We start from the raw sequence: 25,261 nt of genomic DNA, 5'->3' as shown, positions 1-25,261 counted from the left end.
ATACGGGAAGTCATGGCCTTCATTTGAACAACTATAGGAAATTATTAGTTTAAATGGCAATCAAATCCAATGACGTTAAAACCATCGCAGAATTGCTTAGTCAGTCACTATACATTCCAACTTACCAACGCCCCTACAAATGGCTGCCCAAACACGTTAATCAGTTGTTTGATGACATCTTTAACCATCGTGCTAAGCCGTGTTATCGACTTGGTACTGTGGTACTGCATCAAGACAAAAACTCCGAAAGTGCAGTGGAAAAGGGTGGTCTTAACATCGTTGATGGTCAGCAGCGCCTACTTACCTTAACGTTGCTTTGCACCATTATGGATGGAGAAGAGAAAACCATCGCATCTAGCCTTCTTGAGCACAAATTTGAATCATCAATTAGCATAGCAAACCTCAAGAATAATGCGCAAATTATCTCTGAACGAGTCGCAAGTCTGCCTGCTACAGAAAAGCAGGAACTACTCGATTTCGTCCTTAACAAGTGCGAACTTATTCAAGTTACATTAGATGACCTGAGCGAAGCGTTCCAGTTCTTCGATTCACAAAACGCTCGTGGCAAGGCACTTGCCCCTCATGATCTGCTAAAAGCTTATCATTTACGTGAAATGATGGACTCAACAGAGCAAACCGAGCGTCTGCATCACGTCAGCTTGTGGGAGCAGGGCGTAAACCCAGATGATGACTCTGCTAATTTGCACACCATTATGGGGGAGTTCTTGTTCCGTATGCGCCGCTGGATTGACGGCGAATACGGCATTCAGTTCAGTCGCCATAACATTGGTGTATTCAAAGGCATTAACCTAGACAGCACTCAATACGCTTATGTGGATGCCATGCTTGCGCTTGATTATGCGATTGAAACCTTTAATGCCGATCCTGCACGCAAATGGGACAAGCAAGCCAAGGGCTATCCATTCCAAGTTGATCAGGTGATGATCAACGGTAAGCGCTTCTTTGAGTACATTCAGCACTACATGGCAATTCACTCAACCTTGTTTGTCGGCAAGGGGGCAAGGTTATCTTCATTCGTATATGAGCATGCTGTTAAGTACAGTGGCAGTAACCGTAAAGGGGATAGCTACGTGCGAAACCTCTTTTTATGTGCAGTGATGTACTACTACGACAAGTTCGGTGATGTGGAGTTAGAGAAAGCGGCACAGATTTGTTATCGCTGGAGTTATTTCTTACGTCTTGAGCTGCAACGCATCGGCATGGAGTCGGTAGATAATCATGCCAAGGCGCGTAGTGGACTGTTCAGAGCAATCAGTAAAGCCGTTCACCCTCAACAGGTGTTGAACTTTCAGCCCCCTTATATCAAAGAGCCTAAGTTCAACAATGCTAAGGACGTACAGGTATCTATTGAAGCCATGAAATCGGGAAGTGTAAATGAGTGATTCGAACCAAGTCGAGCAGTTATCCGTTAGAGCACTTTTTGACAGCAAAACCCAGTATGTGATTCCTATCTATCAGCGTAACTACGCTTGGGGCGCGACAGAGATTGAGCAGCTTATCCAAGATATCAGTGACGCAGCAGGACTCATTACTCAATCTGATGAAACAGCTACCGCCAAACAAGCAAAGTACTATCTTGGTAGCCTTGTGGTTTATCAGCGTACAGCTCATTCACGCCAATCTAATGTGGTGTACGAAACCATTGATGGGCAGCAAAGGCATACCACGCTCTCTATCTTATTGGCGTATCTCAAACATCGTGAAGTACTGGGTACAGATAAACTAAATGGGCTAGACATTAACCTTACCTTTGATAGTCGTCCAAAATCCTCCAGAGCGTTAGATGACATCTATACAGGTAAAACTAATGGCGAGTCAGAAGAGCCTAATATTCACGCTGCCTTTAACATTATTCAGCGTTACTTCAAGACCAAAGGCTTAGATGCAGAGGCGAAAACTAAGCAGTTCTTTGAGTACCTATTAGAAAGCGTCACCATACTGAGAGTCATCGTTCCACCACAAACAGATCTCAACCACTATTTTGAGATCATGAACAACCGTGGTGAGCAGCTGGAAAAGCATGAAGTATTGAAAGCAAAATTCATGGCTACGCTCGCTACTGATGAGGAAAGAGGCTGCTTTTCCACTATTTGGGATGCATGTGCGAATATGACGCGCTATACCCAAATGGGCTTCCAATCTGACTTACGAAAAGAGGTATTCGGAACAAACTGGCAGACGATGCCAACAAGTTTTGAGGCCATTCAAGAAAAGCACGCGAGTAAACAGCAAAAACAAGATGCAATGACGCTGCGAGAAATCATCAGTAACAATGCATCTAGCCCAAATACCGATGATGACGAGCGGGAGAAAGAAGAGCGATTTGGTACGGTTATCGACTTCTCAAACTTCTTACTTCATGTTTTAAAGCTGATGAAGGCGGAAGAGAATGTTTCGTTAGATGATAAGAAGCTGATCGATGCATTTATTTCTAAAGACGATGGCTTGAGGGTTGGAGCCAAAGCCTTTGTTTATGAGTTGCTTAGGTATCGAGTTTTATTTGATAGCTACGTAATTAAGCCTGAACAACACGATGATAAGCGCAAGTGGAGTTTGTTACGGCTTAATGCTTATACAAACAAAAATAGCCTAAGCCCAGAGTACCCAAATGCCTTTAGTAGTGAGTGGAACGAAAAGATTCGCATGATACTGGCGATGTTCCATGTGTCGAATCCAGCCTTAGTTTACAAACGCTGGCTAAATGACGCTTTACGAGTATTGAACGACCTCGCTACTGAAGGCCGATTGGAAGTTGATGGCAGTTCGTACCTAGCAGCACTCGAAAAGCAGAGTGACAAGTATTTTGATGAGATCTGCGATGGTTCTCAGCTTGAGTTTACAGAGAATAATGCAGGTGTGTTACATAAGGGCACTGGCGTACAAAACTTTGTTTTCAACCATTTAGACTACCTATTGTGGAAGAGCCTCTCTGATAATGAATCCTTTGATAGTATAGGTAAAAAAGAACTTGGAAAGCACTTTGAGGAATTCCAGTTTTCATTCCGAACCTCTGTTGAGCATTATTTTCCACAAACTGATCCATCCGGTGCTAAAGGCATGCATGATGTCGACAGGTTCGGTAACCTTTGCCTTATTTCGCCAAGCAGCAACTCAAGGCTGAGTAATTATTCTCCAGCTGATAAAAAGAAGTTTTACCGTGAGAACAACCGTGCCGAGAGCTTAAAGCAAGCGCTCATGATGAGTTACGATCACTGGGGACCTGATGGTGCTGGCATAATTAATATTGAAGAACACGAAAGACTAATGCTTTCAGTATTAAAAGGGGAGTAAGGTAAAACTTAGAAAAATGCGATGGTAACTGAATTGCAGAGTTTTCTAGCACATAACTTCTTCAAAGAAACGCAACAGGCGAGAACAGTTATACCAATAACTACGCTCGCCTGTTCAAAATAAACAAACTACAAAGCCTTCTCACTCTCCACAACAGCCTCTCCATGTATCTCATCGAGCCACTTATCAAGCGCTATCTTTTTCTCATTGATATAGTGGCTGCGGTTGTAGATCCCAGCAACACCAGAGACAGAGTGGCCTAATAGGTGCTCTACAACATGAGGTGGAATACCTAAGTCGTTAAGCCGAGTCGCAAGGGTTCGCCTTAAATCGTGCAAGGTCCACTTCTTCTCGTGTTGTAGCTTTTCCCAAATTTTACCGCCGTAAACGCTAACCGACTCAGGGCTCTTTAACTGCCCAAGTAGATAGCCTGACTTCTGGTTTTTAGCTTTAAGCTGCTTTAACCACGAGTACAACCTAGGCGGTATTGGCCGGATAATTAACTCGTCGGTTTTACTGTTAGCTTTAGGGACTGTCCACAAGCCTTTGTCAAAGTCCCATTCATCCCAAGAAGACAAACGGACCTCTTGTGTACGCGCACCAAAGATAATCAACAGCCAGATAAGATTGTTGTAATACTCTTGATGCTCACCCGCTTTAACTTGATTAATCACATCTTGTAATTCGACCTCTGTAAGTACCCTATCTCGCTTTTTCTGCTTACTACCAACATCAGTGATAGTTAAGTCATCAATTACATAGCTGGTGGCATATTCCCGCTTACGACAAAACAGCAGAGCTTGCTTAGCCCCCTGCAAAACTTGCCCTGCAGCAACAGGTGCCGCCCTTTGCTCATTGGGTATGCCCTTTCTTATTCGGTCAAAACAGGCTAACCATTGAGGCTTAGTTGTTTTATCTAACGGGTACTTACCTATGTATGGGTACAAATGCCGTGCAAACTGCGCCCTATGCTTATCAACATTTTTACGGTTATCAGTGGCATATTCCACCAGCCAATATTCAAGCGCCTCTTTCACAGTCACAGCTTCTTTGCGAACAACTTTAGCCAATGCCAGCTCGACAGCAGGGTCTTTGTCATTATCCAGCCATTCACGGCACTGATCACGCTTATCTCTTGCCTGTTTAATTGAGGTTTCTGGGTACTTACCCAAGCTTGCCCACTTAGGGTTGGTTTCGCGGCCACCCAATCTGTAACGAAACACCCAACCAATAACACCCGTTTTCGAAATACGTACAGCTAAGCCATCGCCATCAGAAATAACTGATTTTCCGGTGTAAGGCTTACCGGAAACTTTACGTAAGAATGTGTCTGATAGTTTATTAATAACGCCCATATGAACCCTTGCCCTGCCACGTTCCGTGCTACACACCGTGCTACACACGGATTGGTTAACGAAGAAAAACCAGCTTAAACAAACACGAACAAGAGTCTCGCTAAGATACTAAAAAATAGCAAGTTTTAAATAGGAGACAGAACAAGCCCGAACAAGAAAAAACACAGATTAGAAAATACGGCATGAACTAAGACTCACGTCTTAACATGTTGTATTAAAACGGGCTTTCCAGCAATGGAAAGCCCGTTTTACTTTGTGTGCTACCCTCATATGTACCCCTGTGGTTTTGTTGCCCTCTGCCAATTCCTATCCTTTTTCACCCTTAAAAAATATCATGTGAAAAGATCTGCCACTGGCATGCTAAAACCCTTAATTTGCTACAAAGCCGAAATGCCGTTTCCCCTCAAACTCCATATCTGCGCAATCAAGCGCTGTGAATACGAGGAAATACCAATGAAAGACGTCAATTTAGCTTTAACGGATATCGGTGCAGCAAATGAATTAGTGTTTGACCGAATGGTTAAAGAGAAAGAGCGAAAGCTCATCACCTCAGTAAGCAGAGCATAAACCTTTCACCTAGAGCACAAAGGTATGCCCTCTAATCGAGGGAAATATCTAAACACTCGTAGACAGCCTGCTTTCAGAGCGACTTTACAGAGTTAGCTTCACAGAGGCTGTAACGTCAGTAGAGGATCTGAGCAACTACAAGTCATAGCAACCTAGAGCTTTCACTATGGGGTTATCAGGAGCGTAGCGCACTCCCACAGGTTAGAACTATACCGCTTATAGGTACTGCAGCAGTGTTAGCTAATTTACGCACTGTGCTGGCTTGAAGAACTGATAGCTTCAAGCAGCACCAATGCCTTTGTAAAAGTCCAAGTAGCAGTAGATAAATTACTGGCAGAAATAGTTATTGTGCTTGTCCTGGAGCTATATATTTGTAAATTTCTTGTTTTAGCTTTACGGGGACTTCGCTTGATAGCAGCTCACGCAAGGTCGTTTCAACGACTGAATGGCTGTCTTTATGCTCACCTAGATAGGTGACTAGCGAGGTAGCGCCTGCCGAGTCTTTGTGCCTTAATACTTCTTCGCTCGCCCAAGTAACGGCTTCAGGCCTATTACTGGTGCTGAGATCCCTGAGCGCTAACTCTCTCACCATAGGGTCGGTTTCATTAGCCAAGCCTTGGGTGAATGTGTTGATAGCATCGCTCCCCTGTAAGCGCAGCATGGTTGTATATGCAACCACCCTTAGATCTGAGTTATCACTGATTAAGAACGCTTCTACATCAGAAACAAAACTGGGATTTCGACTATTCGCGATGGCGGTTAATATTTGGTCTTGATGGTATGCTTGCGAACTATCTTGCAGCTGCTCTCTTAATAACGTTTCAACGTGCTGTGCTTGAGTCGGATTCAATTTATCGCTGCCACCTAACGTACCCACCGCGTAAATAGCCATCGAGCCCAACTCACTGTTGACGGCATCGACAGCCCCACTGGCCCCCTGATGAAATGCAAATAAGCTATCGACCAATTCAGTGATGGGGTATTCAAAATCGTGAGCATAGGCGATGGCGCGATTTCTAGTGGTTGGGTTAAATGCGGCATCGGTGGCCGCCGCCGCGACCGCTTGTTGAGCTTCAGTATGCCCCGCCTCAGTAAGGCTACTCCACAACGCTAATTTAACCGATAAATCCACACGTTCACTTTTAGTGTCTAACTCTTGCACTAATGAGCCAGAAGCCACCGGATACAGGCGCAAATAGTTGACCATAAACTTTCTTGCAAGAGACTCGGTATTAGGATCGCTAAACAATTCAACAAAACGTCCAACCGCCTCTTCAGTATTTAAGCCTTGAGCCATCATATTGAGTTTCGGCTCTGTAGCGTAATAGTCTGCCATGCTTGGCGTTGCAGTATTCGCTTTTGATACTTGCGCGTAGAAATCAGGAAAGCGCACGTTAGAGTCGACTGCCATGCTATTGGCTGCAAAAGTCATCTTAATATCATCAAATGTCTTACCCATGATCTCGGAGTTAATCAGCTCAATGGTATTGATCGATTGAAACCAGCCGCTGTGCTGATCAACAACAAATTCAGCCTGATGCTCCTCAATACTGACTTTAACGTCAGCTAAGCCAATGCCAAGATCCATGTCATTAAGATGACTTTGCTGATAGCTAAGTTTATTTTTGATGATAGTTAGCGGCTGGTATTTAACACCATCGTCTGCCAGTAGTTGATATTGCGCTTTATAAGTCCCATTTTCATCAAGCTCTCGGGTTAACCAACTGGATTTATATTGATTAGGATAAATCAGCTGTACATTATTTATAATCAGTTGGGTGAAATCGGCACCTTGAGTAGCGGTATTGGTTGCAAGATTAGTTATCTGCCCAGTTTGAGAAAAATCAAAAGAGAATTGATGCTCAGCGCCTTGTGGAGTCTCAATCTCCTGGCCATTATTGATATAGCGTAAATCGCTATATTGGCCTAACACATGCCAACCGCTCGTCTGCTGAGGATAAAATTTAAAATGCACTTGAGCATTCGCGCGAATACTCATATTTTGACGTTGTGACCCACTAGCTTGGATCCCTTGAGTGAGTGCTGACGCATCGACTACGCCGTCGATATCCAACATTATTTGGTAAGCATAAACACCATTATCGGCAAAATCATAAATCAATAGGGTCTTATCTGACCTTAAGTCATCCGTAGTAATAGCTTTAGCATCGTTTGAATGACGACCTTGGCTTAGTGATTCATCAAACGCTAATAGATAAATGCCAATACATATTAGTAGTACGCTAACTAGCACCATCATTGGGGCTGCATTTTTTTTCATCATAGAAATGCCATTATTCACTGCATGAATTTCGAAAGTAAAACAGAAAGCCACCTGCAATCATTCACAGGTGGCTATTTTTAACAAAGTATCACCTAAAGAGTTACTCGACTCTAAGGGTGACGTTCTTCCCCCCAGTTTTTCCACCCTTGTAATTCACATGGGCATAGAGGTTACAATCCTTATGAGGCAGAGTATGCTTTCGATCAAATTTGTTTCTCAAGCTGTATTTAACCCAGTATTTTTTACCCGTTAAACCGTATTTTTTTATCTCGCTACTGCTTAATGTCTTACCTACTTTTTGCAAAAATCTGTGGTACTCAATACCCGCAAATCCCTTTTTAAGACCGTAGTAATTTTTTCTTTTCATATTATAGTTAGTGGCTAGGTGTTTAAGTTCAGTGCCACTGGTAATCGGACAGCTAGCCAATACATCGATATGATCGCCATTAAGTCGACCTTTGGCTTTTAGCACCATTTTATCATCACTGCGCTTACGTTGGCTTTTAGAGACATATAATTTATAGGTTGATTTTAAATAGGAGGTTCTAGGTACATCTATCTCTTGAGAATGGCCCCACATTCTATATTTACGCCATAAGTTGTCTGAGTACTTAGGTCCTTTCCAGCTCATAATCTTATGTGATTTCTTTACTTTACCAACTAAAAGGTTAACTTTAGCCCATATTTTTACATAACCATCTAAGTGCTCACGTACCATATCCAGTGAAACCGTCGACGATACCTGGTTACCGTTGTCAAACACCCCTGAATATCCTAGCTGTGGCGATAAATAAATCAGATCCAGATTTGAACCGATCCCAGCCGAAGCAAATTTACCACCAATCGAAGCATCTGCCGTCGCTTTAAGTTTTGCATAGGGACCGGTGCGACCCTTTAGAGTATTTGTACTTGTATGGTAGTAATTGCGGCTCATTAAGCCCACTTCCCCCTTAATACAAGCTTCTGACTTAAACTTGACACTCCACTTCTTAATGGTTTTCCCCTTACACACCTTAGCAACTTCTTTGCGTAAAGTTTCTTCATCACCATCGTGGGAATTATAAATAACTTGCATCCCTTTATAGTCGTCAGGCACCCATCGGGTTTTGCTCCATACCGTCTTACCTGCCACTTGGACTTTGTACTTTAAATTAGACTTGTCGGCATTTTCCATAAGGGCGGTACTATCTACCTTTAACAGCGTCACGCCCTTACCAAATACCCAAGCCTTAACCCAGCCATACAGGCGTGTATCGATATTTTTAGGTACCCCAGCTGTACCTGAAGTGTATTTGGCTGAGCCTTGCACTTTATATTCTATTTTTGCTTTACCACTAGAACCCACACTTTTCTGGTAGGCCTTCTCAAAAATAGTCGAGGTTTTAGCTCTAGCAACAGCGCTAGCGTACGAGGCGATACCTTGTTTAGCATCTTCAACTATCGGTTGTTCATCATCTGAATCCGGTGGTGTAGTTGCCAGGAAAATAACCGGTAAGCGGATACTATTATCGTCGACCATACCTTGCCATTCCGATATAGCACCATTAGGGTCAAGGCTGATCGTTACCTCACCGACTAGATCTTGCTGATGCGCCGCGAGTAAGTCATACACTTGCTCATTAAGCCTTAAATCAAGTAATAACCCCTCTTGATCATCGACGCCGATAGAGGCACATCTTTCCTCTTCACAGGTCACTGCCAATGTGCGGGTATCACTTTTTACATAGTCATAGACTTGATTGGTTTCAGGGTGAACAATCGCATCTTCTTCAGTCGGCTCTCGGCCAGATACTGCTGAGGTTAAATTGAGTGGGAACACCCCTAAACCAGGTAAGTCGATTGTCGCTTGCAGCTCAACAGGCTCGCTGACATCTAAAAACTCAGCTGTCATCATGAAGTTGACATAAATATCGCCATCGCCTTGGTTAAATCCCTGATTGTCATCAGGTCGCTCTGCCAGCACAAAACTAGCATTTTCGAGTTCGGCCATGGTGATTTTAAGGTTGGGCTTATCCGCTTGGATCACATCGATTTGCCCGAGCGAAATCGGCTCGGCAATAGCAACGATCTCTCCTTGAACGTCATCAGGTACGGTTTCAAATTTAGCCATTAACTGGTATTGACCACTGAGCACATCACTAGGCACAGCGAGCCCTGAGGCCGAAACCGGTGTAAAGCGAGTCAATGCCTCCAGCGTCACCGTATCCAAGAGGTATTGCTCATCTGATGCTGCGGCATTGCCAGCCATCAGCACCAAGATGACATTCACTTTTGCATGATCTTGATTACTCGCTAAATTAAAATCAAGGTCAAAGCTCTGCATGGTGGTCACGGCGGTCGCGACACTAATGTTCGATGCCTGAATTAGCGTGTCTGGCGCTAACTCCGGTTGTGGTTCATTAACCTGATTAGTACTGTCTTCACTACAACCTGTAAGTAATGCAAGAAGCAGTATGCTGCATAATGAAACCGTCTTCATGACACCAATTCCTTATTGTTTCTTTCTTTTCTGTTTCTAAAGTAGATCCCGCAGAGCAACATCGTTACCCAAGCAAGGTTAATAGCGCCGCCTGAGTTGTTCTTTTCTGGCACCACTTCTTCTGATGGCTCATCACTGGATAAAATAGCGATGCCACCGGGATCAACGATGGTGCCATTCTTGATGCCATCAGCATCATTTAGGCCACCGTCTTCAATAGTTAATTGCAGGCACATATATCCAGGTCGCAATCCATGCTCATATAAATTACTGCCAGGATCTGGACACTGGCCATCGAGTCCAGAAGCGGATTGAATAATATTTTTGTCATCTTCTATAAAGTCCATCCAGCCTGCAGATGGGGTCTCTTTGCGGTAATAAGCATTAGCGGGAATTTTAGTCTGCAGCGGTAGCACGACTGTGGCTGTCGTTTGATTGTCAGCCAGATCTTTAATTTCAAAGTCAAAGATGCCGCCAACATTGATATAGTCAGGGTCGAGTTCCCTCCCCTGCTCAATCAGCAAGCCGGCAGTGGCCAACGCCAATTGACCTGGCACCAACCTTAGGGTGTTAGCGACTTTAGCCACTGATTCAAGATTATTTTGACTCACAGCGACTTCGCTTTGACTTAAAAATTGGTTATCTAAAAAGTCAGGGATACCGTCAACATCGCTATCTTTATATCCTTCCTCGGTATCAAGAATGCCATCATGGTCTGAATCTATGGCGCTCAGCGCTGCGAGACGTTCTCTCACCACAATACTTAAGCTGTGGTGAGTTGTTTTTGCCGGAGTACCTGAATCAACCACGGTGACCCCCAGCTTGTGCGTGCCCATTCGGTCCCGTGAAGGAATGAATTCAAAAGCATCGCTAGCAAGATAAGACACGACTAATTGATCAGGTATATGCCAAGTGATGCTATGGGAATCTGCAATGTTAAGATCGGCGATATTTAGCTTAACTTTGACACGACCCGATTCGAGATCAACCCAAGGTGAGTCTTGCGAGTCTTGCACCACCGCAACACTCACTGCTGGAGCAAGATTTGATTCGGTCAGCGTAAGTGTGACTTCGGCGCCAAAGCCTAAATTAATGCTCTGCTCTTCGATCCCCACATCCTGACTCATAGCGGTAATAACGATATTTTCATCGGCTTCAACCCGCTCGTCAGTTAAGGTATCAAACTCGATGATGGCTTGTGTTTCTCTATCGTTAAACACTGCCACGCCAGCTTGAAGGTTATGATCAACCATTGACTCAGCGCTGCCTGAAACTTGGTAAGCAACCACTAAAGGGTAGGTTGGTGAGTAGCCATTTAATTGTAATTTAACAGCAAACTTTTTCCCTTCGGTGATGAATAACTCCGATGGTTTAACCCTAAATGAAATTAACGGCCTAACATTTAAGGTCACTTGCTTTTCTGCTTTATTGCCGACAATATCTGTCGCAGACACTGTCACCTGGTGCTGTCCTGGAGCAAATACAGTAATCGGCCACTCTAAATCAACGTCACCATCAACTAAGTCAAATGCGGTTTGTGATAATAAGTTCATCTCAGCCATGGGTGTCATTGCGCGAGTCGCATTAACCCAAATCACATCATCAACCGATAAGTTTGGCGCCACTGAATCTTGATCCGGAGGCGTGCCTTGCTGATACTCGGTAAGATTGCTTAAGCCATCGCCATCAAAATCTAATTCAGCATCAAAAGGAGCCAAAGCATCTAATCCATATCTTCTCTCGTAAGCATCGGGTAACAGATCACCGTCGCTATCTAGATAGCTCGCGCTATCATAAGGATCGGTGTTGTCTTTTAGCTCCTCTCGGTCTGATACACGGTCACCGTCAGAGTCGATAAAATCCGTGGCATCGTTAGCATCTGTGCCGACGCGATTTTCTTCCGCATCCGACATGCCATCTTCATCGTTATCAATAAAATCTAAGCGATTAAACGGATCCGTTCCCTGTTGGAGCTCAACAAAGTCCGGCACAAAATCGGCATCACTATCGAGAAAACTATTGATATCATTTGGATCTGACTGTTCAACCTCTTCTTGGACATCAGGTACACCATCGCCATCGGCGTCCTTGTCTGCGGCACTATTCGGATCTGTCCCTCGTAAGATTTCGACATAATCCGCTACACCGTCACCATCACTATCGATGAAGCTGGTTTTATTAAGGGGATCCGTTTGCGCCAGCATTTCAGCATAATCGGCAACACCATCGCCATCGCTATCTAAATAACTGAACTTATCAAAGTGATCAGTCTCATTCATACGCTCTTGATAATCAGAGACCAGATCATTATCTGAATCGATATAACTGGTGTTGTCGTTAGGGTCGGTGCCATTGAATATTTCTAACTTGTCGGCAACCCCATCCTTATCACTATCAATAAAGTCATGACCATTAAGCGGATCGGTACCATCAAGTAGTTCCTGATCGTCGTAAACGCCGTCATTATCAGTATCGAAGGTGTAATCGTTAGGATCGTTTGGATCTGTGTTGGCCAAGCCTTCCTGATAATCGGAAACAGTGTCGCCATCGGTATCCTGGAAGCTGTTTTCATCTTGCGGATCGGTACCATTGATCAACTCTTGCTGATCCGGCACACCATCACCATCACTATCAAGAAAACTGCTCGGATTATTGATATCAGTATTATCAATTAGCTCGGCATGATCTGATACGCCATCACCATCGCTATCGATAAAATCAGTACCATCTTCAGCAGATGTTCCCTGGATCAATTCTTGGTAATCGGGCACACCATCAAAGTCAGTGTCTTGGTAGTTTTTACTGTCATTAGGGTTAGTCCCCGCAAGGATCTCGACATAATCGGGTACACCGTCTTTATCTTGATCTTGGTATGAAGAGGCATCGTGGGGATCTGATCCTTGGGCGATTTCTAAAGCATCTGACTCACCGTCATTATCGCTATCGAGGTAGTCATTGCCATCGTAAGGATTGGTTCCTTGCTCAATTTCTAGAGCATCAGATTCACCATCACCATCGACGTCACCATTAGTTTCTAAGGTGAAGTTAATCTGACGCTCTAACGGTGAGAAACCATCATTGATGATCAGTTTAACGCTGTAACTTGCCTTGGCTTGATTGGCAGCAAGCAAGCTCACTGATACTGGCTCAATTAAGCTGATAACACCTAGCTCATCAATATTAAAATACGCATCGTCGCCAGATTCTGAAAGGGTATAAGCAAGAACGGTATCCTTATCTATATCTGTTACATCAGGTGTGAGCAGTTCAGCCTGGCCTAAAATAAATGATATTTCAGATGTTTGGCTATCGCCAAAAACTTCGGGGACGATGACTTCAGGCAGATCATTTTTACCTTGAATACTGAAGGTTAAGGTTTGTACAACAAGTTCTGGTGACGCGTCGTTAAGCGAGCGCACGTTAAACTCAATGGTTTCGGTGGCCATTTCATTTTCACGTAGGGTCTCAACCAAATCTTCAGCCGCGCTAGGGTCTACAACCGTCGAATCATCCGCTGGAGTATCGGTATCGACATCAGGGACTTCACCATCTTCTATGCCTTCGTCAATGCCGCCATCGTCATAATCAGGCTGCTCTTCCGGTGCTTGATCGACTATATGATGCTTATATTGATATACCCAGCTGCCATTAATTTGAAATAGATTGCCGTAAGTCCCTTCATAGGTATCAACAACCACTTCAGCTAAATCATCATCGGCATCATTAATATTGACTAGCAGTGCTTCAGCTGTAAAGGGAACAGCGTCAACCTGATCTTCACTGAGCATCTCTGCAGAAATGACACCTATTGAGACCGGATCATCATTCACCGCTAATACGGTTATCTTGACCACTGCTTTGGCACTTTTTATGCCATCACTGACCGCAAATTCAAATGCGTCGTTGCCGGAATAGTTCAGTTCGGGCATATAGGTTAATGTGGCTACGGCTAACTCTTTACCAACTTCAACCGCTTGCTGGTTTATGGTTAACGCACCATAAGCTGGCAGACCAACAATGCTAAAGCTTAATGCGGCATCTGCATCAATATCCGTTGCCGATAAAGTAACTGCAATGGAGTTATCTTCATTGACTGTTAAAAATTGCGCATCCGCTACAGGGGCTTGGTTAACATTAATGACATTAATGTTAAACGCCGCAAGATTGACCGTTGCTTGGCCATCAGAGACCGAAATACTGATGCTCTCACTGATGCCAACATCACTATTTTCAGGGGTACCCGTCAAACTGCCGTTTTGCTGATTAAAGCTTGCCCATGATGGTTTATTCGTAATCGCAAAGGTTAAGTTATCATCGGTATCAACATCGTTAACCTCGGGCGTAAAACTATAAAGCTCCCCCTCATTAACACTCGTGCTTGGTCGACCACTAATGGTCGGCGCGTCATTGACATTAGTCACCATCAGCGCAAAGGGCGCTAGGCTGGCAGTCGCATTCACGCTATCTGTCACGCTAATAATAATGCCTGCCGTAGTGCCAACACCACTGTTACCTGGCGTACCGCTCAATAAACCAGTTTGACTGTTAAAGCTCGCCCAACTCGGCTTATTGCTGATGCTAAATGTATGGCTTTCATCAGCATCAATATCGGTCACCGTAGGTACAAAGCGATAGCTATCCCCTTGTGAAACAGTTGTAGTCGGTCGACCACTAATGGTCGGCGCGTCATTAATTGAGTTAACGGTCACGTTGACGATTTGAGTCGCGCTACCCGTGACCCCATCACTCACTTGCACGACAAAGCTATCGGCACCGAAGTAATTAGGCTTAGGAACATAACTTATGGCTTTACTTTTACCCGTTCCGCTCACTGTAGCAACACCAAAGTTTCCTTGCTCAGCAACAGACCAGTTAATGGTGTCATTATTGACATCTGCAGCGTGCAAGGTCAGTGAAAATGGCCTTGGGTAACTGTCTTCATCCATGCTGATAGCTACTGGCGATGATTGACTAAATGTGGGTGCAGTCGGTGGCTGAATAGCAGAACCACTCAAATCTACAAAGAATGAAGGCCTGCTGTTACCGTTGTAACTAGAATCATTGCAATAAAGTCGGAAGCGAGAATTATGATCTATGGGCGTAGTGGGAGCGAAGCGTAATGTAACGCTACAACTTGAACCACTATTAACCGCTAGACTTGTCAGTGGAGCATCTGGGTAGTTCGCCCAATCAGCGCATGTTTGCCCGACAATGGTAAACTCAGGCTTATTGGGTTTATAAGTCCCACAATTATCTAATACATCAACAGATTCACTATTATAGAAATTAATAACGGCATCCGATGAATGACCAATCAATACCGAGCCAAAGTCAACAACACCCAGGGTGCCATTAATACTTTCATGAGTAATGCTCAAATCATCAGCGAACGAGTAAGTAGAAAAAAGCGCAATTAAAACCAGTGGCTTTAACTTCATATAGAGGTGTTCCCAATCAATTAAATCTAATCAGAGTTATAATTAATGACACTTAACGACTACATCGACAGTGATAATAATTAACAATCTGTTACATGGGCGGCAAACTACCACTACAGCAAAATGAAAACAACAGCAAAAACAACAACAAAACACCACAAGCAGAAACATAGAATTCACAAGGTACTACTTTTGACTGATAATGATTATTAATTAGATAATGCGTCCTTAACATCTTACTTTTTTAGCGTTTCCATCTGAAAAATCCCGATAACTACCCTTCTGCCGTAAAAAACAGCAGTCGTCTAGGATCTTGCAATACTTACCTAAGGCCTAGCTGATTAATGCTCAACTTTAGATCTACAGAATCAGCAAATAACTTCAGCAGCATTTTCATATTTATTATGTGAGCCCAAATAGTGGAACAACATTGCCTGCGTTTATAGCCATCTACTCCACGGTATAATTTTATAAATATTCTATAGAAATCATTGAAATAAATTTCAGCACGGTCTTTTCTTTCAGCTTCGGCTAATTTTTACCTTGTAGACTCGCAAACCATGTGACAATTCCTAACAAGTTTTAACTTAGTTGTTAATTCAAAAAATGATAAATTGCACAGCCTTCTGCGATTAACGCAAGAAAGTGCCAATAAAAACAATAACGACAACTACAACAAAAAGAAGCTGCGACGCCTTTGGCAAAACCCGATCGCAGAACTAAATCCCGATAGAGGACATTATGCTAACCAAGAAAACCCTGCTAACCAGTGCATTAAGCTTAAGCCTGTTAACTAGCTATTCAGCTCACGCCGAAACCTTTTCTTTTGTAGAGAAACCAGCAAATAATATCGACACCTTAGTCGTCTTCCAAGCAGGCGAAAATGCATCAAGCGCCCTTACCAAGCTAGATAAACAATCAAAGCAGCAAATTAGCAATGCCTTGGCACTGCAAGAATTTACTGGCGAAAAGAAGCAAATCGTTGAGATTTTAATGCCTACGGGGATTAATGCTAAACGCCTTGTGGTAATAGGTGTAGGTGATGAAGCAGAGCTAACCCCAGGTGAAGTCAATAAGCTTGGCGCAGAAATTACTGCCCACTTTAGCGGTATTAAAACCGATAACATCCAGCTACTGACATCAGGGATCTCTGATGCTAGCAGCAATGCGAGCTTTGGTGCACAACTGGCTCACGGTATTAACCTGCGCGCTTACAAGTTCGATAAATACTTTTCAGACAAGAAGCCCGCTGAGAAGAATTACACCATTGCCGTCAGCAAGCCAAAGGATGCAGACAAGCAATACGCCCAACTTGCAGCAATTGAGCAAGGCGTGTTTCTAGCCCGCGACCTCACCTCAGAAACACCTACTGAGATGACGCCCGTTGATTTTGCCAATGCGGCAAAAGAGCTTAAAAAGCTTGGCGTAAAAGTCACAGTACTTGAGCCGAAGAAAATCGAAAAACTTGGTATGGGTGCGCTGCACGCTGTTGGCCGCGGCTCTTTAGAAGGAGCCCGCTTAGTGGTTGCTCACTGGCAAGGCAATGACGATGCGCCTATCGCACTGGTTGGTAAAGGCATCACCTTTGACTCGGGCGGCTACAACATTAAAGCCTCAGGCGACTCTATCTCGCGTATGAAGTCAGACATGGCGGGTGCCGCTGCTGTACTGGGCGCCATAAAAGCGATGGCACTGCAAAAAGCAGATGTGAACGTGGTAGCCGTTATGCCTCTGGCAGCCAACATGGTGTCTGAGACCGCACTTGCTCCAGGTGATGTATTAATGACAGCAGAAGGCTTAAGCGTTGAAGTGCTTAATACTGATGCTGAAGGCCGCTTAATCCTTGCTGACGGCATGTGGTACGCCCGCGAATACTATCAACCACAGGTAATGGTAGACGTTGCTACGCTAACGGGCTCTAAGGTACGTGCGCTAGGTAAACGCTACACAGCAGTATTTAGTGATGACGACACCTTAGTCGATGAACTGAGCTTCTCTGGTCAAGCCGTAGATGAAAAACTATGGCGCTTACCGCTAGCTTATGAAGACTTACTTAAAAGTCCGATTGCAGACCTAAAAAATGCCGGTTATGGCGGCCCAGGTGCCACGACTGCTGCGGTATTCTTACAGCAGTTTACCGGCGATACTAAGTGGGCTCACTTAGATATTGCTGGCAGCGCATTAGCGGCAAAAGATGTGGGTGTTACTCCAGCAGGCGGTACAGGCCACGGCGTACGTTTACTAAGTAACTGGCTTATGACTCAAAGCAAGTAATTGCTATAAGTTAGGAATTAGCTCTAGATATGGTTCTAGACTGAATTCTAAATTTAGCTTTAAAGCGAATAGAAAAAGCCCTGCAACTGCAGGGCTTTTGTTTTTCACGCTTTGGTAAAACTAACTAGCACTTGTTAAACATTAGCTTAAACAGGCGCTTGCTCAAGTTTTTCAGCATTGGCTCGCTTATTCTCACTCTTGCGATGCTCACCGCGCTGGTGTGCCATACGGTACAGAATAGGCAATACAAACAGAGTTAATAACGTCGATGAGATAATACCGCCAATTACCACTGTGGCAATGGGGCGCTGCACTTCTGCACCTGTACCAATATTCAGCGCCATAGGCACAAAGCCAAGCCCTGCCACTAAGGCCGTCATCAGTACTGGGCGCAGTCTTATTAATGCACCATCAATAATCGCTGTCATCAGCTCGCCCTTTTCTTGGTAGAGCTGACGAATAAAGCTAAGCAACACTAAGCCATTAAGCACCGCTACACCCGAGAGCGCAATAAAGCCCACGCCTGCCGAGATCGACAATGGCATGTCTCGTAACCAAAGTGAAATGACCCCGCCTGTTAGCGCTAATGGAATGCCCGTAAAGATAATCAAGGCATCTTTGACCGAACTAAAGGCCATCACCAACAAGCCCAGAATAAGCGCCAGCGTTAATGGCACTACAATCGATAAGCGCTGACTTGCCGATTCAAGCTGCTCAAAGGTGCCGCCATATTCCAGCCAGTAACCGGCAGGGATATCCACTTGCTCGGCAATTTGCTGTCTAGCTTCACTGACAAAGGTGCCCAAGTCGCGACCACGGACGTTAGCAGTGACTACAATGCGACGCTTACCGTTTTCACGGCTGATCTGGTTAGGCGATGGCGCAATATCTAACGTCGCCACTTCAGATAACGGTACATATTTCCCAGATGGCAACATGATTGGCAGCTCGTGCAAGTGCTCAACGTCTTTGCGGATCAATTCTGGTAAACGCACCACGATTTTAAAGCGGCGATCGCCCTCAAAGATAAGTCCTGCTTGCTCGCCACCAATAGCGGTAGCAACAAAGTCCTGTAACTCATCAACCGTTAAACCAAAACGTGCTAACGCCATGCGATCAGGCTGGATCGATAGCATTGGCAAACCCGTTACTTGCTCAACTTGCAGATCGGCAACGCCATCGATCTTTTCTAGCACTTCATGGATCGCGTTAGCTGAAGCTAATAACTGATCGAGATCATCGCCAACAACCTTAATACCCAGATCGGCACGCACTCCCGAGATCAATTCATTAAAGCGCATTTCGATCGGCTGAGTTAGCTCAAAGTTATTTCCCGGCTGCCCAGAAACCGCAGCAACGATATCTGCCGCCAAAGCGTCATGACTCATCTTAGGATTAGGCCATTCATTACGCGGCTTTAGCATAATAAAGGTGTCGGCGATATTTGGCGGCATAGGATCATTTGCCACCTCTGGCGTACCGATCTTAGAAAATACATTTAACACCTGTGGGAAGTGTTTGATGCGATCTTCTAGTAAGATCTGCATATCAACGGATTGCTCCAGCCCAGTCCCCGGAATACGGATAGCTTGCAACAAGATATCTTCTTCATTGAGCTGTGGGATAAACTCAGAGCCTAGGGTTGTTGCCAGCCAAATAGAGAAACCAACTAATGCCATAGCCGCGCCAAGCACTAACCAGCGTAGCTTCATCGCACCGATTAACAGAGGCTTGTATAGCGACTTAGTGGCGGTAATGACACGGCTCTCTTTTTCGCTCACTTTACCCGTCATAAACAGAGCAACTGCTGCAGGCACCAGTGTTAACGACAAGACTAATGCTGCTAACAGTGCCATCACCACGGTTGCCGCCATTGGGTGGAACATCTTGCCTTCTACGCCTGTAAGGCTAAATAGCGGGATATACACCACGGTAATAATCAGCACGCCAAACAAGCTTGGGCGGATCACCTCATTGGTGGCTTCAAACACTAACTGCAAACGTTGTTTACGTGGCAATACATGACCACCATTTTGCGCTTGCGCCTGACCCAGCCTGCGAATCGCGTTTTCAACAATAATCACTGCGCCATCGACAATCAGACCAAAATCGAGTGCACCAAGGCTCATCAGGTTAGCCGAAACGCCCGCTTGTACCATGCCCGTCATCGTTGCCAACATCGCCAGCGGAATAACCGCCGCGGTAATGAGTGCCGCTCTAGCGTTACCCAGTAGAATAAACAGCACCACGATAACCAACAACGCGCCTTCTACTAGGTTTTTCTGTACCGTGTATACCGCTTTGTCCACCAAAGTGGTGCGATCGTACACCGCTTCAACTTTAATGCCATCAGGTAGCGATGCTTTAACATCTTCAAGCTTAGCTGCAACCGCTAGCGACACCTGCCGTGAGTTTTCGCCCACCAACATCATGGCACTGCCCAGCACGGTTTCTTTGCCGTCACGAGTTGCAGCGCCAGTGCGCAGCGCCTTACCAATACCGACTTCTGCCACATCGGCAATAAAGATTGGCGTACTATCAATATGCTTAATCACCACTTGCTCAATATCGCTAATGGTCTTTAGCTGCGCCGCAGAGCGCACTGTTAATTGCTGACCATCTCGCTCAATAAAACCGGCACCACGATTACTGTTGCTGCTTTGCAGTGCCAGCTTGATATCGACAAATGACACACCGTATTGCAGCATATTGGTTGGCAATGGGGTGATATGGTACTCCTTGTCATAGCCACCAATGGTGTTGATCTCGGTAACACCAGGCACCTGCGCCAGCTGAGGTTTAATGATCCAATCTTGGATCTCTCTTAACGCTGTTGCATCAAATTCACGGCCATCAGCTTGTTTAGCATTAGGCAGCGCTTCGATGGTGTACATGTAGATCTCGCCGAGCCCGGTGGAGATCGGTCCCATCTCCGGCTCGATATCACTGGGTAACTTACCCTTGATCGCGTTTAAGCGCTCATTAATCAAGTTACGTGCAAAGTACAGATCTGTGCCCTCATCAAACACCACGGTCACTTGCGATAAACCATAACGCGATAGCGAGCGGGTGTAAGATAATTGCGGGATCCCCATCAGTGCATTTTCGATCGGATAGGTAATTCGTTGCTCGGTTTCTTGCGGTGAATAACCTTCTGCTCGGGTACTTATTTGTACCTGCACATTGGTAATATCCGGCACCGCATCAATCGGTAATTTTTGATAACTCCACAGCCCCACTGCAACTAGCAGCATGGCGAGGAACATCATCATCCAGCGTCTATTTATCGCAAGACGCAATACTGACTCAATCATTGACGTCTCCTTTAGTGAACGTGGGCTGCGCTTGATTTCTCAAGATCGGCTTTTAATAGAAAACTATTGTCTATCGCGTATTCTTCACCGCCCTCAAGACCAGACAACACTTCACTCATTTGGCTATCGCTTTGACCAAGTGTTACCACACGCTTTTCAAAACCCTCTTCATTGCGGATAAACACCACTTGCTGCCCTTCTGACTCCTGCAGTGCGCGGTTATCTATCGTTAACGCCACCGCTTGTTTACTCAGCGTCAGTTTGCCTGATAACAAAGCCCCTACCGCCCATTGGCCGCTGCTGTTATCGAGTGGCGCACGAGCGAGCTTAATGTTGTCACCGTTTGTTGAATTGAGTAGATATTGGATACTCGAAGCCGCTGTTAGCTGCTGAGCAGAAATGCTGAGCGCTTGCCCCACTGCAACCTTGCTGAGTTGACCCGGAAAGATTTGGTACTGCGCCCAAAGCTGACTGTCATCCATAATTGTCAGCAGCACATTGTCAGTGGCCATTTCGCCAGTATTAGCAGTGCGGCTCACCACCACTCCGGAGATCGGCGCCTTAATCGAGTAGCGTTTTAAGCTAGAGTTTGACTCGACTTCAGCTACCACTTGCCCGGCTTTAACGCTATCGCCAACGGTTACATTCATGCGGGTGATTAAGCCTGCAAAACGGGCGCGGATTTCACTGCTGGCCGCCTCTGGCACTACTGCACGGCCATATACCGTCAATGTTTGTTTGATATCGCCCGCTGCAGCAAGCTCTGTCGCAATACCCGAGGCTACAATTTGCTCGGCGCTGATATGAACTCTGCCATCTTCATGTTCGTCATGACCATGTTCATCCCCATGCTCATCATCGTGACCATCATGTTCGTCTTGATGACCGTCATTATGGCCATGTTCATCGCTATGCTCATCATCGTGACCAACATGTTCGTCTTGATGACCATCATTATGACCATCATTATGGCCATGTTCATCGCTATGCTCATCACCATGACTATCATGCTCGTCTTGATGCTGATTGGTGTGCGCTGTTTGCTCTTGATGCGCAACTTCATGATTATGCTCAGGCTCATGGCCATTTACAGGCTCATGGCTGTGTTCAGCTGAAGCGTTAACAGTGCTGCTAATCATCAATGCAACTGCAGCAACAACAGCAAGGTGAACTGAGGAGAATTTATTTAATAAGGTCGCGTTCATTTGGTTTGTCCTGTAGCAGCATTAGAAACATTAGCTGCGTTAGAAAAGTCAGCAGTCTTGGAAAAATCATTGAAGAAGGTATGTTGAGAAGCAGGTAATGGCTCAGCAATCAGCTGCTCAATATCGACGCCATAACGCAATGCAGAGGCCGCTGCATCAATTAACGCACGGCGAGCAAATAGCAGTTCTTCTCGGGCAGTTAAATAATCAAGATAGCTGTAAAGCCCCTGTTCATAGGCTTGTTTGGTATCTTCAAGGGCTGAGGTTAAGGTAGGGATAACACTTGCCTGTAGGCGGTTAACCGTCATTATCGCTTGTTTACGGCTGGCATAAGCACGATACAGTTGGCCATATAACTCTAAAAGTGCCACTTCTCTGTTGGCGAGTACTTGCTCTTTTGCGGCTTGTGCCGAAAGCACGGCACCAGTGTTACGCTCACCATTAAACAGCGGCATACTAAAACCGGCGGTCAATGCCATATCATTAGTTTGCTGAAATTGCTTTACACCAACCGACCAGCTGATATCGCTGCTAGACTGGGTTTTAGCAAAGCGTAACTCGGCCTCTTTAAGCTGTGCCTGAGTTAAAAAAGCGGTAATAGCTGGGCTATATTTTACTTTCTCAAATAAAGGCTCAAGTGCGACATCATCTGTAAAGGCAAACAAACTCCCCTCTAGTGAATCAAAATCAACCTGAGACTCACCCCACATCATGCTTAACGCTAATTTGGCGTAATCGAGCTGCTGTAGCTGAGTTTCTGCAACCAGTCTGGCATTAAATACCGCCGCTTGGGCGCGCTTTACTTCGGCCTCTGGTGTTACAGCTGCTTGAGCGCGCTTAGCTACAACCGCTTGTGTTTCTTCTGCAAGCTGTAATGAATCAACAGCAAGTTGCAGTTGCGACTGCGCCGCCAATACATCGATATAACGACGTGTTGCTTCAGCTAATAAGTTTAATGCGGTAATTTTTTGTTCGGCATCTAATACAGCGCGCTGCTCACTAACAATACCGCTGCGAGCATCTAACTTGTCACCAAGCTCAATGACAGAAGACAGAGATACGCTAAACTCGGCGCTATCAATTCCTTGGAACTCACCGCTGCCCACGAGATTGTCGGCATCAAAGCCGATTTCAAAGCCTGGGGTCAACGCTTGAGTTTGCGCTGCGCCATCAAGCGCTTGCTGCCTAAACTTAAACACTTTCAGTGATGGATGCTGTTGTTGAACCCGTTCAATCACAACCGGTAAAGAAAGCGTATTAGATTGTTCTGCATTACCGTTAGAGTCGGCTGTAGCCGCAATAACTGAGGTTGCGGATATCAGAGCAATAAGCGCCAAGGTGCAATAAAGCCCTCGCCAAACACAAAAAATGCCAATTTTAGTGACAGATTTTGCGCAATAAGTATTATGAAACATCGGAGATTAAGCCTCGATTTAATACAAAAATACAGAGCTGTGAGTTAAACCTACAAGAGGCCCAACAGCTCTTTAGCAAGCTTGTAAAAGCTCGCTAAATGAATAAAGTTTTGATTAAACGATTAAGGCTTTAGGGGGGCGCAGGAAAGCGAAATAAGGGGACTCTATAGAAGTAGAGCTAAAAGCAAAAATGTGGCTATTAGGGCTTGCTGTCACTGATTTTAACGCAGTGATAGGGTGCATTAAGGTCATGCAACATGAGCAGCAGTTATTGCTACACTCAGCGCAGTCATCTTCTACATGACTTGCTGTTTCAACTTCATCACATTGTGATGTGTTATTTACAGTGCCGTTCGTATGCTCAGCCACATAGGTGACTTCACTGCCACAATCATCATGAGCAGAAGTACAATCATCAGCCATAGTTACCATGGATTGCATCGTTAAAATCACGATCAACAGCATCCGCCCCAACTTAGCTGGAGAGGTGATGAATATTGCTCGGATAAAACTCGATAAGCTCGACATTAGGCCGCAGCATTACCTTTGTTTTTAATAACGTACATAACTGACTTTATCGCACACTCGTATCACTTTGATTCAGGCTAGTTTAAATTAATCAAAATTAAAACACTATGTGTTTACAAATCTTAATCGGCTCTGTGTATAAAAAACTTCCGAAAACATCGATGAGACCACATCTATAGCAATAAACCTTGGCTTGGGACTTCTACCTAGATCGAGCTAAATTATACCTCAAAGTGTGATTACCTGAGCATTTTACTCAAGTAATAATTGAACACGCCAAAAGATGCAAATAATATGCACGTATATTTCAAACTAAACTTGCCTTGGATCTGCCAATGACTAAATCAAACACACTTCACTCGAACGCTCTTCAATCCAAAGAAAGCCTACTTGCCTCTCGTGTAGGAGAATTAGTCGCTAACGATTTTCGCACTGCCCATTTGTTTAGCCAGCATGGTATCGATTTTTGTTGTGGTGGCGGTATTTCATTAGCCCGAGCAATTACACGCTTTGATGCTGATGAAACAGCGCTTCTCGATGCATTAATGGCGTTAGACACTGAAGGCGAGAAGCAGCAAGGTCTAGAGCAATTAGCTTTACCCGATCTGCTCAATTACATTGAATCGACTCATCACACTTTTGTAAGAGAGAAAGCGCCTTTACTGGTAGAGTACAGCCAAAAAATGGTGCGTGCCCACGGTGAAAATCATGACGAGATAAAGCCTCTAGCAGGTTGGATCCGTGCATTAGTCGATGACTTAATGCCTCACCTGATGAAAGAAGAACAGATATTATTCCCTGCAATTTTAGGGCTACATAACCAAGTCGAGATGCAAAACTGCTTTGGCCATATCGGCAATCCAATTAATGCTATGCAGTATGAGCACGATGATGCACAGCAGATCTTTGAAAAGATCCGCGAGCTAACAAATAACTTTACCCCACCAGCGCACGCCTGCACCACTTGGCGCGTATGTTACGCCAGCTTGGCAGAATTCGAAGCGGACTTAAAACAGCATATTAATATTGAGAACAACGTTTTGTTCCTCAAAGCGCTTGCGCTAACCGCTTGAGTCATCGAACTGATGGT

12 protein-coding genes are annotated in these 25,261 nt (G+C 44.9%); 4 read left to right on the top strand and 8 right to left on the bottom strand.

From position 1 onward, the window contains the following. Positions 1-53 precede the first annotated feature (53 nt). Positions 54-1,403 carry a DUF262 domain-containing protein gene (locus ACVBIK_RS10505; RefSeq protein ID WP_447169635.1) on the top strand — a complete coding sequence of 450 codons (1,350 nt, stop codon included), beginning with the start codon at positions 54-56 and terminating at the stop codon, positions 1,401-1,403. Further along, positions 1,396-3,312, top strand: coding sequence for a DUF262 domain-containing protein (locus ACVBIK_RS10500; RefSeq protein WP_447169634.1), 1,917 nt, complete (start codon positions 1,396-1,398; stop codon positions 3,310-3,312). The genes ACVBIK_RS10505 and ACVBIK_RS10500 overlap by 8 nt, the downstream gene beginning before the upstream one ends. 128 nt (positions 3,313-3,440) lie before the next feature. On the opposite strand, the gene ACVBIK_RS10495 is transcribed toward ACVBIK_RS10500, so the two are convergent. The 4 genes from ACVBIK_RS10495 to ACVBIK_RS10480 all read right to left on the bottom strand — a co-directional run bounded on the left by ACVBIK_RS10495 (position 3,441) and on the right by ACVBIK_RS10480 (position 15,435). Continuing rightward, positions 3,441-4,667, bottom strand: a complete 1,227-nt coding sequence (locus ACVBIK_RS10495) for a tyrosine-type recombinase/integrase (RefSeq protein ID WP_447169633.1) — start codon at positions 4,665-4,667, stop codon at positions 3,441-3,443. A 910-nt stretch (positions 4,668-5,577) separates the two neighbouring features. Then, complete coding sequence (locus tag ACVBIK_RS10490; protein ID WP_447169632.1) at positions 5,578-7,518, bottom strand: HEAT repeat domain-containing protein; 1,941 nt, start codon at positions 7,516-7,518, stop codon at positions 5,578-5,580. Positions 7,519-7,618: 100 nt separating this feature from the next. Then, positions 7,619-9,997 (bottom strand): hypothetical protein, encoded by a 2,379-nt coding sequence (locus ACVBIK_RS10485; RefSeq protein WP_447169631.1) that lies wholly within the window; start codon positions 9,995-9,997, stop codon positions 7,619-7,621. Further along, the gene (locus ACVBIK_RS10480) at positions 9,994-15,435 is read right to left on the bottom strand and encodes an Ig-like domain-containing protein (protein WP_447169630.1); all 5,442 of its coding nucleotides are present in this window, start codon (positions 15,433-15,435) and stop codon (positions 9,994-9,996) included. The genes ACVBIK_RS10485 and ACVBIK_RS10480 overlap by 4 nt, the downstream gene beginning before the upstream one ends. Before the next feature lie 741 nt (positions 15,436-16,176). Between ACVBIK_RS10480 and ACVBIK_RS10475 the strand changes: the two genes are divergently transcribed. Continuing rightward, positions 16,177-17,709 carry a leucyl aminopeptidase gene (locus ACVBIK_RS10475; protein ID WP_447169629.1) on the top strand — a complete coding sequence of 511 codons (1,533 nt, stop codon included), beginning with the start codon at positions 16,177-16,179 and terminating at the stop codon, positions 17,707-17,709. Between the two features lie 146 nt (positions 17,710-17,855). On the opposite strand, the gene ACVBIK_RS10470 is transcribed toward ACVBIK_RS10475, so the two are convergent. The 4 genes from ACVBIK_RS10470 to ACVBIK_RS10455 all read right to left on the bottom strand — a co-directional run bounded on the left by ACVBIK_RS10470 (position 17,856) and on the right by ACVBIK_RS10455 (position 24,171). After that, positions 17,856-21,023: an efflux RND transporter permease subunit gene (locus ACVBIK_RS10470; RefSeq protein ID WP_447169628.1), complete on the bottom strand. Its 3,168-nt coding sequence runs from the start codon at positions 21,021-21,023 to the stop codon at positions 17,856-17,858. 11 nt (positions 21,024-21,034) lie between these two features. Further along, positions 21,035-22,228 (bottom strand): efflux RND transporter periplasmic adaptor subunit, encoded by a 1,194-nt coding sequence (locus ACVBIK_RS10465; protein WP_447169627.1) that lies wholly within the window; start codon positions 22,226-22,228, stop codon positions 21,035-21,037. Next, a complete protein-coding gene (locus tag ACVBIK_RS10460) occupies positions 22,225-23,643 on the bottom strand; it encodes a TolC family protein (RefSeq protein WP_447169626.1) in 1,419 nt (472 codons plus the stop codon). The genes ACVBIK_RS10465 and ACVBIK_RS10460 overlap by 4 nt, the downstream gene beginning before the upstream one ends. Before the next feature lie 114 nt (positions 23,644-23,757). Continuing rightward, positions 23,758-24,171, bottom strand: a complete 414-nt coding sequence (locus ACVBIK_RS10455) for a hypothetical protein (protein ID WP_447162544.1) — start codon at positions 24,169-24,171, stop codon at positions 23,758-23,760. Between the two features lie 335 nt (positions 24,172-24,506). Here ACVBIK_RS10455 and ric point away from each other — a divergent pair, with 335 nt between their 5' ends. After that, complete coding sequence (ric, locus tag ACVBIK_RS10450; RefSeq protein WP_447162545.1) at positions 24,507-25,244, top strand: iron-sulfur cluster repair di-iron protein; 738 nt, start codon at positions 24,507-24,509, stop codon at positions 25,242-25,244. The last annotated feature ends 17 nt before the right edge of the window (positions 25,245-25,261 follow it).

The organism is Shewanella sp. 125m-1 (genome assembly GCF_052977065.1).
This window is presented reverse-complemented; position numbering and strand designations above follow the sequence as displayed.

What these genes read in the sequence shown, in the direction of transcription:
- ACVBIK_RS10505 (WP_447169635.1), top strand. Translation starts at nt 54, where the DNA reads ATGGCAATCAAATCCAATGACGTTAAAACCATCGCAGAATTGCTTAGT.
- ACVBIK_RS10500 (WP_447169634.1), top strand. Translation starts at nt 1,396, where the DNA reads ATGAGTGATTCGAACCAAGTCGAGCAGTTATCCGTTAGAGCACTTTTT.
- ACVBIK_RS10495 (WP_447169633.1), bottom strand. Translation starts at nt 4,667, where the DNA reads ATGGGCGTTATTAATAAACTATCAGACACATTCTTACGTAAAGTTTCC.
- ACVBIK_RS10490 (WP_447169632.1), bottom strand. Translation starts at nt 7,518, where the DNA reads ATGATGAAAAAAAATGCAGCCCCAATGATGGTGCTAGTTAGCGTACTA.
- ACVBIK_RS10485 (WP_447169631.1), bottom strand. Translation starts at nt 9,997, where the DNA reads ATGAAGACGGTTTCATTATGCAGCATACTGCTTCTTGCATTACTTACA.
- ACVBIK_RS10480 (WP_447169630.1), bottom strand. Translation starts at nt 15,435, where the DNA reads ATGAAGTTAAAGCCACTGGTTTTAATTGCGCTTTTTTCTACTTACTCG.
- ACVBIK_RS10475 (WP_447169629.1), top strand. Translation starts at nt 16,177, where the DNA reads ATGCTAACCAAGAAAACCCTGCTAACCAGTGCATTAAGCTTAAGCCTG.
- ACVBIK_RS10470 (WP_447169628.1), bottom strand. Translation starts at nt 21,023, where the DNA reads ATGATTGAGTCAGTATTGCGTCTTGCGATAAATAGACGCTGGATGATG.
- ACVBIK_RS10465 (WP_447169627.1), bottom strand. Translation starts at nt 22,228, where the DNA reads ATGAACGCGACCTTATTAAATAAATTCTCCTCAGTTCACCTTGCTGTT.
- ACVBIK_RS10460 (WP_447169626.1), bottom strand. Translation starts at nt 23,643, where the DNA reads ATGTTTCATAATACTTATTGCGCAAAATCTGTCACTAAAATTGGCATT.
- ACVBIK_RS10455 (WP_447162544.1), bottom strand. Translation starts at nt 24,171, where the DNA reads ATGTCGAGCTTATCGAGTTTTATCCGAGCAATATTCATCACCTCTCCA.
- ric (WP_447162545.1), top strand. Translation starts at nt 24,507, where the DNA reads ATGACTAAATCAAACACACTTCACTCGAACGCTCTTCAATCCAAAGAA.